Raw genomic sequence first — 15883 nt, 5'->3', positions numbered from 1 at the left:
CGGGAATAGGGTTACGGGCATGAGCATCAGCGTCTTCGAACTGTTCAAGGTGGGCGTCGGTCCCTCCAGCTCCCACACCATGGGGCCCATGACGGCCGCCTGCCGCTTTGTCCGGCGCGTGGCCCAGGGTGGGCGCCTGGCCGCCGTGGCGCGGGTGGAGGTGCAGCTCTACGGCTCCCTGGCGCTGACGGGCCGGGGCCACGCCACCGACACCGCCGCCATCATCGGCCTGACCGGCCAGATGCCCGCCGACGCCGATCCCGACGCCTGCGCCGCCTTGGTCGCCCGCGTGCTGGCCAGCCGGCGCCTGCCGCTGAATGGCGGGGATGGCCATGAGATCGACTTCGACGCCGACCGCGACATCCGCTGGGAAGGGGGCAGCCAGCTGCCCTTCCACCCCAACGCCATCACCTTCGTGGCCTTCGACGTGGCGGGCGCGGAGCTGACGCGCGGCACCTACTACTCCGTCGGCGGTGGCTTCGTGCTGGATGAGGACGAGGCACGGGCCAACGCCCCCGCCAACCCGGGCCCGACCGTGCCCTATGATTTCGCCAACGCCGACCAGTTGCTGGATATGGCGGCCAAGGGTGGCCTGACCATCGCCGAGCTGATGCGCGAGAATGAGCGCGCCGGCCGCACGGATGCGGAGATCGACCAGGGCCTGGACCGCATCCTGGCCACCATGGACGCCTGCATCGACCGCGGCATGCGCGAGACCGGCATCCTACCCGGCGGGCTGGACGTGCCGCGCCGCGCCGCCAAGATCCACGCCCAGCTGCTGCAGCGCCAGGAACGCATGCTGCGCGACCCGCTGTCGGTCATGGACTGGGTGAACCTGTGGGCCCTGGCGGTGAATGAGGAGAACGCGGCCGGCGGCAAGGTCGTGACCTCCCCCACCAACGGGGCGGCCGGCATCATCCCGGCCGTCCTGCGCTATTACGAGCGCTTCCACGATCCGGACCGCCGCCGCCTGCACATCTTCCTGCTGACGGCTGCCGCCATCGGCGGCCTGTACAAGCGCAACGCCAGCATCTCCGCGGCCGAGGTGGGCTGCCAGGGCGAGGTGGGGGTGGCCTGTTCCATGGCTGCCGCCGGCCTGACCGCCGCCATGGGCGGCACCAACGCCCAGATCGAGAACGCGGCCGAGATCGGCATGGAGCACAACCTGGGCCTGACCTGTGACCCTATCAAGGGCCTGGTGCAGATCCCCTGCATCGAGCGCAACGCCATGGGCGCCATCAAGGCCATCGACGCCGCCCGCCTGGCCCTGATGGGCGACGGCACCCACAAGGTCAGCCTGGACCGGGTGATCGAGACCATGCGGCGCACCGGCGCCGACATGAAGGATTTGTACAAGGAAACGTCCCTGGGCGGCCTGGCGGTTAACCTGCCGGAGTGTTAGGTGTTCCTTTACCTCAGGCGCCGGCGGGGCATCTCTCGGGAAGGCTTGGTTATTCCGCCACCACATACCCCGGCGGATGGCTGCCCGCATAGCGCCGGGCCAGCACGGCGCAGACCATCAGCTGGATCTGGTGGAACAGCATCAGGGGCAGGACGATCATCCCGATGGCATGGCCGGCGAACAGCACGTTGGCCATGGGGATGCCGCTGACCAGGCTTTTCTTGGACCCGCAGAACACCACGGCAATCTCATCGGCCCGCGACAGGTGGAAGCGGCGGCTGATGACAGTGGTCAGCACCAGGATCAGGGCCAGCAGGCCGCCGTCGACCAGCACCACCTTCACCAGGCTGGCCACGTCCAGTTGGCGCCAGATGCCCTCGTTCACCGCGTGGCTGAAGGCGCCGTAGACCACCAGCAGGATGCTGGCCCGGTCGACGGGGCCCAGCACCTTCCTATTGCGCGCCACCCAGCCCCCGATGCGGGACCGCAGCAGTTGGCCCAACACGAAGGGCAGCAACAGCTGCACGAAGACCGAGGTCAGGGCGTCGGCCGAGAAGCCGGCGCCCGCCTTGCTGAGCAGCAGGCCCACCAGCACCGGCGTGATCACCATGCCCAGCAGGTTGCTGGCCGAGGCGCTGCAGATGGCCGCCGCCACGTTGCCGCCGGCGATGGAGGTGAAGGCGATGGACGACTGCACCGTGGACGGCAGGGTGCAGAGAAACAGCACGCCCAGATACAGGTCGGGCGTCAGAATATCCAGGTTCACCAGCGGCTTCAGCGCCAGCCCCACCAGGGGGAACAGGGCGAAGGTGCACAGCGTCACCAGCAGATGCAGCCGCCACTGCGTCAGCCCGCCGATCACCGCCTCGCGCGACAGCCGGGCGCCGTAGAGGAAGAACAGCAGGAAGACGGCCACGTCCGTGGCCCCGTTGGCCACGCCGATCATGGCGCCCTTGGCCGGCAGGAACGAGGCCAGCACCACCGTGCCCACCAGCAGCAGGGTGAAGGTGTCGGGCTTCAGGCGCGCCAGCCACAGCAGAGCCGTAGAGGGCTTCCGGGAGGAGGGCATGGATGGGCCAGGGGCGGTTGCGGCGGGGGCTGGTGCGGCGGGGACGGACATGGGCTGACAACCTTGTACGGGCGGCGGTTCCGGGGCAAGGGCGGAACAAGATGACGCACCATCATAAAGTGCTGGACGGTCCATCTTGAAGACTGCTTACAATTGTTATTGTGATCATATTCATGAATGATCGTATCGTCGCCGGGGATGGGCATGCTGGACACCACGTTGTTGCGCACCTTCATGGAAGTGGCGCGCGCCCAAGGGTTTACCGAGGCCGGCCGCCGGCTGGGCCTGCGCCAGTCCACCGTCAGCCAGCAGATCGGCCGGCTGGAGGAGGCGGTGAGCCGCCGCCTGTTCGTGCGCGACACCCACACCGTGCGCCTGACGGCGGATGGCGAGGCGCTGGTGGAATTCGCTCGCGGCATGCTGGAGCTGGAGGAACGGGCGCGCCAGCACTTCGCCGGCGCCGACCTGCGCGGCCGGGTGCGGCTGGGTGCAGGGGAGGACTTCGTCATTTCCCACCTGTCCGACGTGCTGGCCGCCTTCGTGCGCCGCCACCCGGCGGTGGACCTGGAGCTGACCGTGGGCCTCAGCGGCTTCCTCTATCAGAAGCTGGACGCGGGCGAGCTGGACCTGGTGCTGGCCAAGCGCCGCCCGGGCGACACGCTGGGCCGCCCGCTGTGGCGCGACCGCTTCGTTTGGGCGGGGCGGGAGGGGGAGGTGCTGGACCCCGCGAAGCCCGTGCCGCTGGTGTTGTATACCCCGCCCAGCATCAGCCGCTCCGTCGCCCTGGAAGCCTTGGAACGCCACGGTCGCCCCTGGCGCATCGCCTGTGTCAGCGGCAGCCTCAGCGGTTTGCGCGCCGCGGCCTTGGCCGGCTTGGGCGTCACCGTCCAGCCGCGCGCCATGCTGCCCAGCGGCATGGCGGAGGTGCCGCATCTGCCGCCCCTGGTGGATGTCGAATTCGTCCTGGCCGGCCCCGGCGCCACGGGGCGCGGCCCGGCGGCGGCCCTGGCCCAGGCCATCACCGATAGTGCGGTGAGGTTGCAGGGGGCGGCGTGATCAGCCGGGCCCCAGCCACCCCCGGTAATGCACGATCAGTCCCGCCAGCGGATGGCTGAGGCGGACGTTGAAGTGGAAGCGGTCGCCGCCCGGCGTGGACGCCACCGTCTCGGTGGCGTCGCTGCGCGGTGCCAGCCACAGGGGCAGGGGCAGGCCGAACAGGGTCCAGCGGCGCAAGACCAGGGTCACGCCATCGGCGTTGGCTACCAGGGCCATGGCGAAGGCGGCGGGGCCGAAGCTCTCCACCACCAGATGCTCGTTGCGGCCCCGGCCCAGGCTTTGCCGGCTGGCGAAGCGACGGCCGGCGAAGTCGCGTACCCACAGCTCGCCGTCCTCTGCGGTGCGGCTGAGGGTAACGGTGACGGGCACGTCGGTGCCGCTGGGCGGGAAGCCCACCACCAGGGCGGCCAGGCGGGCCAGCGGGCTCCGCCCCCGGGTGACGGCGGCACAGCCGCGCCATATACCGGGCCCATCGGTGGGCAGGGTATGAAGGGCGCGCCAGGCGGCGGGCTGCCGGTCCCAGGCCTCAGTGCCCATCACCTGGGCGAACAGGGGCGTCTCCGGCCCGGGCGTATCGCGCACGCCGGTGTGGATGTCGCGGGGGGCGAACAGGGGTTGATAGTCCGCCAATTCCAGGTCGGTGACGGCGGCGCGGGCGCCGGCGGGCGGGGGCAATCCCGCCAGCCAGCGGCGCACCAGGGCGGCGGCCGGCATGGCGGGGATGTAGGGGCCGTCATCCCCCTCCGCCACCATGTGCCAGGACCGGGTGGCCGGACGGCCCTCAGCGTCGCGTCCCGTGACCTCGACGACCATGCCGCCGCGATGTTCCCCCCAGCGGAGGATGCCGGCGCCCCAGTGGAACAAGGGCGCTAGGGGCAGCAGGCTGGGCAGCACCTTCAGGCGCACCAGCCAGGCCAGCGTGGTCATGACCCGGTGCACGCTTTCCGGCCGCGTGCCCGCCCCCACCCAGATGTCGCGCATCTCCGGCCACAGGGGCGGCAGCACCCGCAGGTCTGGCACCTCCACCAGGGCGAAGCGGGTGTTGCGCAGGGGCAGGACGCCCGGCGGGGCGATGGTGCGGCGCCGCACCTCCGTCATGGCCTGGCCCTGGGTCCAGGCGCCGTCGCGCATCAGGGGCACGGGCCGGCCGGCATAGCTGGCGATGGCGCGCAGCACGTTGGCGCCCACCACGGCGTAGGGGGAGGGGGCGACGCCCGCCGTGATGCCCGTTACCGCTGTCCAGCCCGGCGTCAGGTGGCGCACGGCCGCCGCCGTCAGCACGGGGAAGCTGCTGACCCCCGACAGCACGGGAACGCCGCGCGCGCGGGCGGCCCCGTCAAAGGCCTGGATGCCCATGACGAAGTCGGCGCCGTCCGCCAGGTCCAGATAGGGCAGGCCCAGGTCCAGGCAGGCCTGCACCACGCGGTAGGGCGCGTCGCCATAGACCTGGAAGGGGCCGGTGGCATCGATCACCAGGTCGGGCGCGGCGGCCGACAGTTGGGGCGTCAGGTCACCGTCGCGGTCGAAGGCCAGGGCCGACAGCCGGGTGGCGCCGCGTGCCCGCGCCAGGGCCGCGCAAAAGGTGGCGGCCTTGCCCGCCGACCGGCCGGCAATGACCAGGGTCAGGCCCGGCTCATCCGCCAGCAGGGTGGCGATTCGGCCGCCGAAGGTGCCGTAGCCGCCGATGATCAGGACCCGCAAGCCCGGTTTGGACATCCGTGCACTTCCCCTCCAGTGGCCGCAGGCGGCGCCCGTCATCAAGGCACAGTCTGGCGCGGATGACAAACGGTGGCCGGGCGGCGGGATGGCGTGCTGTGGAAGGGGCCACGTCGTCCTTCCTTTTTCCCAGGCTTTGCGCAATCGTGAGGGTGGCGACCCGGCGGCAGGGCGGGCGCCTGACGGGAAATGGGGACCGGATGACAATGATGGATCGCCGCGCCGTGCTGGCGGGTGCAATGGCGAGCTTGGGCGGCGGGTTGGCCGCCGGCCCGGTACTGGCGCGCAGTCGCGCCCCCGACGCCTCCGCTGGCCCCCCTGCCGGCAAGCCTGTCGCGGAGACCTCCTTGCGTGCGCCTGTCATCAATTTTCTGGGCGGTTTCTCCAACCCCAACATCGAGGTGGATGCCGCGCTGGATCCGCAGTCGGCGGCGGCCCGGCTGCCGGACACGCCGCAGGCCAAGGTGGACGCCCGCGCCTTGGCCGATGTGCGCCAGTCCGGCCTGACGGCCGTGAACCTGACCCTAGGGTATGTCTCCGGCCCCATGGACCCGTTCGAGTTCACGGTGCGTGACATTGGCCGTTGGGACCGGCTTATCCGCCAGCATCCCGGCGCGCTGTGCAAGGTCCACACCGCCGCCGACATCGTCGCGGCGCAGGCCCAGGGCCAGCTGGGCGTCATCTACGGCTTCCAGAACGCGGTGCAGCTGGGTGGCGATCTGGACCGGGTGGAGCTGTTCGCCGATCTCGGCGTGCGCATCATCCAGCTGACCTACAACCCCGCCAACCCGCTGGGCGCCGGTTCCATGGCGCCCAACACCGGGCTGACCGACTTTGGCCGACAGGCGGTGGAGCGGCTGCAGGCCGCCCGGGTCATGGTCGATCTGTCGCATAGTGGCGAGAAGACCTGCCTGGACGCCCTGGCCGTGGCCAAGGGCCCCATCACCATCAGCCACACCGGCTGCCGTGCCGTGTGCGACCTGCCGCGCAACAAGACGGATGCGGAGCTGCGCGGCGTGGCCCAGGGCGGCGGCGTGGTCGGCATCTATTTCATGCCCTTCCTGACGCCGGACGGCCACGCCAAGGCCGAGGACGTGGTGCGCCATATCGAGCACGCCTTGGACGTCTGCGGCGAGGACCACGTGGCCATCGGCACCGACGGCGACGTCACCGGCATCGACGACCTGGACCGCTACCGCGCCGTGTTACGCGAGGAGATCCAGCGGCGCCGTGCCGCCGGCATCAGCGCCACCGGCGAGTCCGAGGACACCTACCCCTTCGTGGTCGACCTGCGCGGCCCGGGCCAGTTCGCCCACCTGGCCGACCTGTTGTCCAAGCGCGGCCACAAGGCAGCCCGCATCGATAAAATCCTGGGCGGCAACGTCCTGCGCTTCGCGCGCGACGTGTGGGGGGCGTGAGGCGGGTCAGGGGCCGGGGACATCCGGTGGATTTTCCGGCGGCGTGGACATCAGTCCGCGGTCTGCCAGTGTCTTCTTCAGGTCGTCCATAATGCGGTCGGTGAGGGCTGAGGCGATGCCGCCGCTGGCCACCAGCGACAACAGCCAGGGACCGAAGCCCGGCAGACTGTCTGCCCGCACCTTCTTCAGCAGCACTTCCACGCGTTGATCGATGCGGTCGCTCAAGGCCTCCAAATCTTCGGTGTCCAGCGCGTCGGTCGGCCATTCGGGCGGCTGAACCCCAAAGCTCCCTTCCGGAACGGGAATGATGGGCAGGAAGAAGACCGCGCGGTCGGTGCCCGCTTGCACCTCCCCGGGAAAGGGGGTGCCGCGTTCGGTGAGCCCGTAATCCTTGAGCAGATCCAGTCGGTCGGGAAACCAACCGTCGAACACCGGATTGCTCGCCCGCAAGATCATTTCGGTGCGGAGGTAGGTCGCCATGTTGAAGCGGCCCAGCAGGTAATCGTGCACGCGCAAGGGTCGCGCGTACCAACCCGCCATGGCGAACAGGTCGGTTCCCGCTAAGGCGGCCTCGCCGACGGGAGCGTTCTTGTCCTTGTCCAGGGGCGCTTTGTCGCCGGGAATGGGCAGTCCGTTTTCGGCGAGGCGGTTGGGGACAAGCTGGAAGCGGCTGAACACGTCCCGATCCTGGAACAGATCCAGGTCTGCCGTCAGATAGCGGCTGCCATGGACGAAGGTATTGATCACCGCTTTGACCGTGGCCACCAAGCTGCCGTCGACTGCCTCGATATGGGTGGGTTTGTCGACCAGGGGATCGATCAGCAGCAGCGCGCGGTTGGCTTGGCCGGGGGGCCGGGGGTTGTGTTGCCCGACACCCGCCAGTGCGTCATGGGCGATCTTGACGGGGTCGTTGTTCATGGTCCCGCCGTCGACGCCGGTGAATGTGTAATCACCGCCGGCCAGCACTTCGGGCAGTTCCGACCAGTCCGGTTTAGGCCAACCGATGCCGGGTACGCCGTAGTCATTAACGCGGGTATAGGGCCGGTAGAGATAATGGATGGCCGGCCTGCTCAGTTCCTGTGACGGCAGCCCCACCGGCATGGCGCCGGAGGCGCGGGCGAACCGGCCCAGGATGTCGTAGGAACTGCCATTCTGCTCGGCGGGGGGCCGGGGAAGGTGGAATTCGTTGGGGCGCAAGTCTTGGGGCGCGGGGCGGTTGGGATCGCTCAAGGCGAACCAGGCATAATCGTCATGTTCGACGAAGGCGTTGCCGCTGTAGGGGCCGATGATGGGCGCGCCGGCCACTGTGTAGGGCACGCCCCGCAGATTGCAGACCGTCGTTGCCACCCGGAAGGGGTTGGCGACCCAAGGCCGGGATAGAGTGCCAGGGGTGATCGTGCGCTGCAGGACCGCTGTCATCGCGTGCTTGATGGGGGTGTCGTTCAGCAGCGCCCTTGCGGGCTGATCCTGGTCTAGATCGTCCGTATCCAGCATGGGATTCAGATCCAGACTTTCGACCCATAGCTGCCAGAACGGATTGTCCTTCAATGCGTCTTTCAGCGCATTGCGGGCATCGTTGCCTTCGACGTTCAATTCGGCCTGGCTTTGGCGAACAGGCGTAATGGATTTGTTGAGCGACACCCCCAGGACGGCGGCGCAGACGGCACCGCCGGAGGTGCCCGCCGCGAGGCGCAGCAGCACCTTGTGCGGTGGGTTCTGCCCATGCCAGTGATCCAGCGCCTGGATCAGGAAATCCAGGGCGCCGGCGGTGTAAGCGCCAGCGGATACCGTGCCACCCAACACCAGACCCAGTTCGAAGGTCCGGTCCGTGACCGGTGGGGGCCAGGCCAAGAACTTGGCTTTTTCATCTTCCGAAAGAGCGGACGGGGGTGAGCCTTGAGCCATAATCGCGCCTTCCTCGATTGTCTGGGAGTGGCGAAGCCGTCGGGATTCGATCATAGAATTTTCGACTAGAATATCAACTATTAATATAAATTTGTTTTCAAACGCATCTATTGCGCGAGTTTTGCTGAGCGGGCCGGGGCGCGCTGCCTTGCCGTCTTTCATCTCACGGCACACTGATTTTCGCGCGATGGGGCTTGTGTTCTGTATCGGGTGCTCTAATTTAACTGGAGCGAGCGATACAGAACCGCCCCGCATGGGCGTACGGCGGTTCTTTCCGGATTTGAGGAGGGACCGCCATGGCGCGGCCGCGCGAGTTTGATGAGGGGGTGGCGCTGCAGGCCGCCGTCGATGGGTTCTGGTCCCAGGGCTATGGCGCCGCCAGCACCCGGGATCTGGCAGCGCGCATGGGGCTGACCACGGCCAGCTTCTACAACGCCTTCGGCGACAAGCGCGGCCTGTTCATGAAGGCGCTGGACCAGTATCTGAGCGGGACGCTGAGCCAGCGCATCGCCCGGCTGGACCGGTTGCCGCCACGCCAGGCGGTGTCCGGCTACCTGGCCGATGTCGTCGAACGCTCCTTGGGTGATCCGCAGCGGCGGGGCTGCATGCTGATCAACGCCGCGCTGGACGTGACGGCCCAGGACCCGGACATCCGCGAGGAGGTGGCCGGCGGCCTGGGTGAAATCCGCGCCTTTTTCCTGCGCCACCTGCGTGCGGGCCAGGCCGACGGCACCATATCCCCCGCCCAGCCGGCGGAAGACTTGTCCCAGCTGTTCCTGAGCGTGGTGGTGGCCATGCGCGTCATGGCGCGCCTGCATGCCGACCGTGACCAGCTTGAGAGCATGGCCCGCCCGGCCCTGGCCCTGCTGGACCCCTGCGAGCCCCCGCCCATCCCGTGAGGTATTCGATGATCGAGCTGTACTACTGGCCCACCCCCAATGGCCACAAGATCACCCTGTTCCTGGAAGAGGCGGGGCTGGACTACACCATCCACCCGGTGGACATCAGCGCCGGCGACCAGTTCAAGCCGGACTTCCTGGCGTTCTCCCCCAACAACCGCATGCCGGCCATCATCGATACCGCGCCGGCTGACGGGGGCGATGCCATTACCGTGTTCGAAAGCGGCGCCATCCTGCTGTACCTGGCGGAAAAGACCGGCCGCTTCATCCCTGCCGACGTGCGCGGCCGCAAGACGGTGATGGAATGGCTGTTCTGGCAGATGGGCGGCCTGGGGCCTATGGCCGGGCAGAACCATCACTTTGTGCAGTACGCGCCGGAACGCATCCCCTATGCCATGACCCGCTATGTCAATGAGACCAACCGCCTGTACGGCGTGCTGAACCGCCGCCTGGCGGGCCGCCCTTTCGTGGCCGGTGACGACTATTCCATCGCCGACATGGCGATCTACCCCTGGATCGTGCCGTGGCAGCGCCAGCAGCAGAACCTGGACGACTTCCCCGACCTGAAGCGCTGGTTCGAGGCCGTGGCCGCCCGTCCCGCCACCGTCCGCGCCTATGCCAAGGGGGAGCCCCTGCGCACCCGTCCCACGGTGACGGAGGAGGGGAAGAAGATCCTGTTCGGCCAGACCTCGACCAACACACCCACCATCAAATAGCGCCGGGCCGTCCGCGGCCGGCCGCAGCATAGGCGGTTCATTCCATGTCCACCTTCACCACCGGGGACGGCGCCGTCCCCCGGAACGCCCCCGGCTTGTCCGCCGCGTCCTGGATGGCCGCCATCGCCGGGCTCAGCGGCAGCCTGGTCGCCGTCGGCCTGGCGCGCTTCGCCTACACGCCCCTGATCCCGCCGCTGATCGCCGCCCACTGGTTCGCGGCCGGCGACGTGGTTACCCTGGGGGCGGCCAACTTTGCCGGCTACCTGGCGGGCGCGCTGCTGGGCCGGCCCCTGGCTGCGGGCCTGACCAGCCGCTGGGTCCTGCGCCTGATGATGCTGGCGGTCACCGTCGCGTTCTTCGCCTGCGCCTTCCCCGTGTCGCTCGCCTGGTTCTTCGTCTGGCGCTTCCTGTCCGGACTGGCCGGCGGTGCCATCATGGTGCTGGTGGCCACATCCATCCTGCCGCACATCCCGCCGGCCAGGCGCGGCTTGGTCAGCGGCATCATCTTCGTCGGCCTGGGGCTGGGCATCGCCGCGTCGGGCACCGTGGTGCCGGCGTTGCTGCGCCTGGGCCTGGTGCAGACCTGGGTGGGCCTGGGCGGCCTGTCGCTGCTGTTGACGGTGCTCAGCTGGTTCGGCTGGCCGGCGAGGGACCTGCCGGCCCCCATCGCGACAGCGGGTGAGGCGGAGGGTGGGCGCACCGGCGGTATCCTGCGCGTGCTCTACGCCGAATACGCCCTGAACGCCCTGGGCCTGGTGCCGGTCATGGTGCTGCTGGTCGATTATGTCGCGCGCGGCCTGGGCCGGGGGGCGGACGTCGGCGCGTTCTACTGGGTGCTGTATGGTATCGCCGCGATCGCCGGCCCCCTGGTCAGCGGCCCCATGGCCGACCGCCTGGGTGCGGGGCTGGCCTATCGTCTGTCCCTGGTCCTGCAGGCGGGGGCGGTGGCCCTGCTGGCGGTCAGCGGCCATCCCGCCGCCATCGCCGCCGCCACCGTCGTGCTGGGCATTTTCACCGCCGGCATCGTGCCCCTGGTGCTGGGCCGAATCCGCGAACTGCTGCCGCACAGTCACAAGCAGCAGCAGGCGGCGTGGAGCCGCGCCACGACCGCCTTCGCCCTGTTCCAGGCGCTGGCCGGCTACGGCTATTCCTACCTGTTCAACCACAGCGGCCAGGATTACGCCCTGATCTTCCTCTGCGGCGCGATCGCCCTGGTGGTGGCGCTGGTGGCCGATACGGCGGCGGCGCTGGGCGGCCGGAAATAACGTGCGGGCGTCTGGCGGACGCGCCCGGTGTCAGGCCCGGGGCAGGGTCACCTCAAACACCGCCCCGCCACTTTCCGGCGCATCGCCCAGGCGGATGTCGCCACCGTGCGAGCGCAGCAGCGACTGCACGATGTGCAGGCCCATGCCGGTGCCGCCGCTGTCCCGCCGGGTGGTGAAGAAGGCGTCGAACACCCGGTCGCGGTTGGCGGGGGAGATGCCGTGGCCGTTGTCGGCCACGGTGACCACCACCGCCCAGTCGCGGAAGGCCACGGCGATGTCCAGCGCGGTAGCGCCGTGGCGGCCGGCGTTGTCCGCCAGGTGGCCGAACAGGATCATCACGTTCTCCGCCGACATGGCGACGGCGGCGTCCTCACCGCTGACGGTCAGCGCCAGGCGGGGGAACTGGGCCGCCAACTCGGGCCAGACGGCGGCCAGGCTGGTGCGACCACCGCGCACCGGGTTGTCCGCCTGGGCCAGGTCGCGCAGCCGCTGCACCAGGGCCGTCAGGCGGCGGGTGTCGGCCAGGATGTTGCCCAGGAAGCGCCGGCGCTGGCTGGCATCCATGGCCTCTTCCCCCTCCAAATCGTCGTGCAGCAGCTCCGCCGCTCCCTGGATGCCAGTCAGGGGCGACTTCAGCTCGTGGCTGACATGGGCGGCGAAGGTGGTGATGTAGCGCGATCGGTCGGACAGGCGCTGCGCCATGTCGTGGAAGCTTTGCGACAGCAGGGCGATTTCCCGGGTGCCGTAGTGTGGCGCGTCGGCCGGCCCCTCATCCAGGCCGCGGGTGCCCAGTTCCCGCGTCTGGCGCACCAGTTGGTGGATGGGGCGGGTGATGGTGCGGGAAAAAACGAAGGCGATGATCAGGATGACGGCCAGAATGCAGCCGCCGGCCAGGGCCACCTTGCGCCGTTCTCCATACAGGTGGCGGAAGATGTTGTTGGGTGTGCGCGAGGCGTAGATGACGCCGGCCACCCGGTCGCCGTCTTGGGTATGGGCGATGACGGGCAGGGCCACGAACACCCGCACCCCCGTCCCCCGGCTGATGGAATAGAGCGGCGGCGGTTCATGCTGCGACCGGCGGACGCGCAGGGCCGCGTGGTATTGGCCGGCCAGGGCGCCCGCCACCTCCGGCACGCCGGCCAGGGACAGGCCTACCTCCTCCGCCCCGGCCAGGATGGTGCCGTTGAAATCCAGCACGCGCACGCCGGCCAACGTCTGGTCCTGCGCCCGCCAGGCGATGGCGTAGATTTGGGCGCCGATGGCCTGCAGGGCCGGGTCCACGGCGGCGGTGGCCGGCACGGCCGCCGGCCGGGCGCCCAGCACATCATCACTGGTCAGGTCCAGCGCCGGCTCGATGGGGTGGAAGCGCTCCTCTGGTGTCAGGGATGTGAGGGGGGTGGGCGACAGGGCCGGCGGTGGGTCCAGCCGCTCCACCGCGTCGGCGTAGGCGGCGGCCAGCACGCTGGCCTGGGCGATCAGCTCCGCCTCCGTCTGACGGACCAGCTGGTTCTCATAAAGGCGGAAGAAGAACAGGCCGGCCAGGGGCAATGCCGCGACCGCCAGCAGCACCGCCACCACGATCATGCCCAGCGATGGGCGCCATTTGGCGCGGACGCGCAGGGGTGTCACGGCGCCGTGCCCGTGGTGCAGGGGCCCAGGCGGAAGCCCACCCCGTGCACCGTCTCCACCGCGTCCTCGCAGCCCGCCGCCTGGAACTTGGCGCGGATGTTGCGCACATGGCTGTCGATGGTGCGGTCGGAGACGTGGATGTTGTCGGGATAGGCCGCGTCCATCAGCTGGTTGCGGCTGAACACCACCGCCGGCCGGCCGGCCAGGGTCTTCACGATCATGAATTCGCGGGCCGTCAGGCCGAGCTCACGGCCGGCCATAGTGGCCCGGTGGCCGGCGCTGTCCAGCATCAGGGCGCCCCTGACTATGGGGCAGGGCGTCAGGGGCGGGGCGTCCTCCTGCGGCGTTGCCACCACGGTCGCGCCCCGGGCGCGACGCAGGATGACATTGACGCGGGCCACCAGTTCACGCGGGCTGAACGGCTTGGTGACGTAATCGTCGCCGCCCATCTCCAGCCCCAGCACGCGGTCGATCTCCTCATCCCGGGCGGACAGGAACAGGATGGGCACGTCGGAGGCGCGCCGCAGGCGGCGGCAGACCTCCAGCCCGTCCATCTCCGGCATGCCCACGTCCAGCACCACCAGGCTGGGCGGGTTGCGGGTGGCCAAGTCCAGGGCGTCCACGCCGTTGCCCGCCCACTCCGCCGCCATGCCCGCCTTCTCCAGGGCGAAGCATAGGACGTCACGGATGTGGGGATCGTCATCGACGACAAGGATGCGGTGCATGATGCCCATCATGGTTGGCTCGTCTGATCGATACCATCTGGATGGGCGGCCAGATAGTCCCGCAAGCCCTGATCGCGTACGGTCCAGCTGCGCCAATCGGCGTGGCGGGTCAGGAAGACCGGCGGGGCAATGCCCAGCGGCGCGTCATGAAACAAATGGCTCGCCAGCGTCGCCAAGCCGGCGACAGGCAAGCCGGGGGCGTCGCCGCCAGGCGCAGCACCGGCGGTCGTGACGGGGATGGTGTCGGTCATGGGGCCGGGGTCTTCCTGGTCTTGAAGGGCAGGATGACGGCCGTCGGGCCCCAGGAACCCGGGCGCGGGTTCGCCGCCAGCCACCATCCGTCGCGCAGGACGCACGGCGGCAGGGGGACAGGCGTGGGAGTCAGGGGTGGGGTTCCGGCGGATGTCATGCCGCCGTTATGCGACGCGACCGTGCAGCCCTGCGGGCGCCGGTCAGCAGATATTCAGCGTCTTTTGTGCAGATTTTGTGCAGACGGGCGGTCAGGGCCCGCCGCCTTACTTCGCCTTGATGGTCACCGTCAGGGTGTCGGTGTAGTGGCCGGCGATGGTCTTGGCGTTGCCGGCGATGGTCACGGCCAGGGCGGCCGTCTTGGCGAAGGTGGCCTTGGACCGGGTGACCGAGACGCTGCCGCTGCCGTTGCCGCTGGTGCCGTCATAGAGGGTGGTGAAGGTGACCGTGTTCTTTCCCGACTGCAGCTTGCCATTGTTGGCGGAGTTGACCGTGATGGTGTAGCCCTTGGCATCGTTGCAGTTTTCAACCACGCTGCCTACCTGGCGCTTGGTCTCCCCGCCCACCACATCCAGGGCGACGCCCAGGTCGGTGACATCCACGGTGCAGGCGGTGACGACGGCGGCCTTCAGGCCGATGGTGTTCCTGGCGGTGGCGGCGCGGGCCGGCGCGATGGCGGCGGCCCATGCCAAGCAGCCCAGGATCAGGGCTGTCAACAGGCGGGTCATGAAAGGTCCTCGGTTCCGATGGGCTTGCAGCCCTTTTGGGGACTGGTTAAAGCAAGGACCGGGCCAGATGCGGCGGATAGCCGCGCGCGGTACGGTAAATAAGGAATTAACTGAGGGTGGCGCGTCGGCTCCATCCCTCTGAAAAGGCGAAGATAATGCGTTATGCAACAGAGATGTCCGACGCTTTTGCTGTCAGTTTTGCAAACAGTATTGCATACTGCAGCGGCTTCCCCGGGAGCTGGGCATGAACTGGCGCCTGTGGCAGGACAGGGCCGGCCGCTATTCCTGGCTGATGACCCTGGTGCTGGCGGGTCTCTGCCTGCCCATGGCCCTCGTCGCCTATGACGCCATCATGGGGCAGCTGGGCCCCCGGCCCTACAACGCCTTCATCCATGAGGTGGGCGTGTGGACCTTCCGCTTCCTGCTACTGTCGCTGCTGGTGACCCCGCTGGCGCGCATCGCCCGCTGGCCGGCGCTGATGACCGTGCGGCGGCGCATCGGCGTGGCCGCCTGCCTCTACGCCGTGGTCCACCTGGGCGGCTACGCCGCCGACCAGTCGCTGGACCTTTTGCACATCGCGTCCGAGATCGCGCGCCGCGTCTACCTCACCATCGGCTTCGTGGCGCTGCTGGGCTTGGTGGCGCTGGGCGTCACCTCCACCGATGGGATGATCAAGCGGCTGGGGGGGCCGCGCTGGCGCCGGTTGCACGCCCTGGTCTATCCCATCGCCATCCTGGGCCTGGTCCATTATTTCCTGCAGGAAAAGGCCGACGTGACGGTGCCCACCCTGATGGCCGGCTGGCTGGCCTGGCTGCTGGCCTACCGCCTGCTGAACCGCGTGCTGCCGGATGGTCGGGCGCGCTCGGTACCCGTGCTGCTGGGGCTAAGCGTCCTGACGGCCCTCGGCACGGCGGGGGCGGAGGCGTTGGGCTTCTGGGCCGTGCGTCATCTGCCCCCGGATCTGGTGCTGGAAGCCAACCTCAGCTTCGATTGGGACGCCGGCATCCGCCCCGCCTGGTACGTCCTGGCCGGCGGCCTGGGCCTGACCCTGGCGTCCATGGTGGGCGATCTGAAGCAGCGCGCGCGGCGGCTGGCGCGGGCGTAGG

The 15883-nt window shown here is 69.2% G+C and carries 14 protein-coding genes; 7 read left to right on the top strand and 7 right to left on the bottom strand.

What is annotated here, in order from left to right; all coding sequences use genetic code 11:
* The first annotated feature begins 19 nt into the window (after positions 1-19).
* Positions 20-1402, top strand: a complete 1383-nt coding sequence (locus tag Y958_RS27670) for an L-serine ammonia-lyase (protein WP_088875048.1) — start codon at positions 20-22, stop codon at positions 1400-1402.
* A 49-nt stretch (positions 1403-1451) separates the two neighbouring features.
* Here the strand turns inward: Y958_RS27670 and Y958_RS27665 are convergent, their stop codons facing one another.
* Positions 1452-2471 carry a bile acid:sodium symporter family protein gene (locus Y958_RS27665; RefSeq protein ID WP_088875047.1) on the bottom strand — a complete coding sequence of 340 codons (1020 nt, stop codon included), beginning with the start codon at positions 2469-2471 and terminating at the stop codon, positions 1452-1454.
* A gap of 204 nt (positions 2472-2675) precedes the next feature.
* On the opposite strand from Y958_RS27665, the gene Y958_RS27660 reads away from it, so the two are divergent.
* Positions 2676-3527, top strand: coding sequence for a LysR substrate-binding domain-containing protein (locus Y958_RS27660; protein ID WP_088875287.1), 852 nt, complete (start codon positions 2676-2678; stop codon positions 3525-3527).
* Here Y958_RS27660 and Y958_RS27655 read toward each other — a convergent pair whose 3' ends face one another.
* Positions 3528-5243, bottom strand: a complete 1716-nt coding sequence (locus tag Y958_RS27655) for a saccharopine dehydrogenase family protein (RefSeq protein WP_088875046.1) — start codon at positions 5241-5243, stop codon at positions 3528-3530.
* Between the two features lie 206 nt (positions 5244-5449).
* Between Y958_RS27655 and Y958_RS27650 the strand changes: the two genes are divergently transcribed.
* A complete protein-coding gene (locus tag Y958_RS27650) occupies positions 5450-6661 on the top strand; it encodes a dipeptidase (RefSeq protein WP_211098742.1) in 1212 nt (403 codons plus the stop codon).
* A gap of 6 nt (positions 6662-6667) precedes the next feature.
* Here Y958_RS27650 and Y958_RS27645 read toward each other — a convergent pair whose 3' ends face one another.
* Complete coding sequence (locus tag Y958_RS27645) at positions 6668-8620, bottom strand: patatin-like phospholipase family protein (RefSeq protein ID WP_186291535.1); 1953 nt, start codon at positions 8618-8620, stop codon at positions 6668-6670.
* 242 nt (positions 8621-8862) lie between these two features.
* Between Y958_RS27645 and Y958_RS27640 the strand changes: the two genes are divergently transcribed.
* From Y958_RS27640 to Y958_RS27630, 3 genes are read left to right on the top strand one after another with little or no spacing between them, the layout of a single operon-like run.
* Entirely contained in the window at positions 8863-9465 is a 603-nt protein-coding gene (locus Y958_RS27640; RefSeq protein WP_088875043.1) for a TetR/AcrR family transcriptional regulator, read from the top strand.
* A gap of 8 nt (positions 9466-9473) precedes the next feature.
* Entirely contained in the window at positions 9474-10181 is a 708-nt protein-coding gene (locus tag Y958_RS27635) for a glutathione binding-like protein (RefSeq protein WP_088875042.1), read from the top strand.
* 44 nt (positions 10182-10225) lie between these two features.
* Positions 10226-11446: a YbfB/YjiJ family MFS transporter gene (locus Y958_RS27630; protein WP_186291534.1), complete on the top strand. Its 1221-nt coding sequence runs from the start codon at positions 10226-10228 to the stop codon at positions 11444-11446.
* Between the two features lie 30 nt (positions 11447-11476).
* Here the strand turns inward: Y958_RS27630 and Y958_RS27625 are convergent, their stop codons facing one another.
* The 4 genes from Y958_RS27625 to Y958_RS27610 all read right to left on the bottom strand — a co-directional run bounded on the left by Y958_RS27625 (position 11477) and on the right by Y958_RS27610 (position 14777).
* Positions 11477-13075: a sensor histidine kinase gene (locus Y958_RS27625; protein WP_211098741.1), complete on the bottom strand. Its 1599-nt coding sequence runs from the start codon at positions 13073-13075 to the stop codon at positions 11477-11479.
* The gene (locus Y958_RS27620) at positions 13072-13800 is read right to left on the bottom strand and encodes a response regulator transcription factor (RefSeq protein WP_211098740.1); all 729 of its coding nucleotides are present in this window, start codon (positions 13798-13800) and stop codon (positions 13072-13074) included. The genes Y958_RS27625 and Y958_RS27620 overlap by 4 nt, the downstream gene beginning before the upstream one ends.
* 8 nt (positions 13801-13808) lie before the next feature.
* On the bottom strand, positions 13809-14051 hold the full coding sequence (locus Y958_RS27615; RefSeq protein ID WP_088875040.1) for a hypothetical protein: 243 nt from the start codon (positions 14049-14051) through the stop codon (positions 13809-13811).
* Between the two features lie 264 nt (positions 14052-14315).
* Complete coding sequence (locus Y958_RS27610) at positions 14316-14777, bottom strand: hypothetical protein (RefSeq protein ID WP_004273910.1); 462 nt, start codon at positions 14775-14777, stop codon at positions 14316-14318.
* Between the two features lie 244 nt (positions 14778-15021).
* On the opposite strand from Y958_RS27610, the gene Y958_RS27605 reads away from it, so the two are divergent.
* Positions 15022-15882 carry a protein-methionine-sulfoxide reductase heme-binding subunit MsrQ gene (locus Y958_RS27605; RefSeq protein WP_088875039.1) on the top strand — a complete coding sequence of 287 codons (861 nt, stop codon included), beginning with the start codon at positions 15022-15024 and terminating at the stop codon, positions 15880-15882.
* Position 15883 lies beyond the last annotated feature (1 nt).

This window comes from Nitrospirillum viridazoti CBAmc, assembly GCF_000730165.1.
GTDB lineage: Bacteria > Pseudomonadota > Alphaproteobacteria > Azospirillales > Azospirillaceae > Nitrospirillum > Nitrospirillum viridazoti.
The sequence above is the reverse complement of the archived record's forward strand: the minus strand, read 5'-3'. Positions and strand labels throughout refer to the sequence as shown.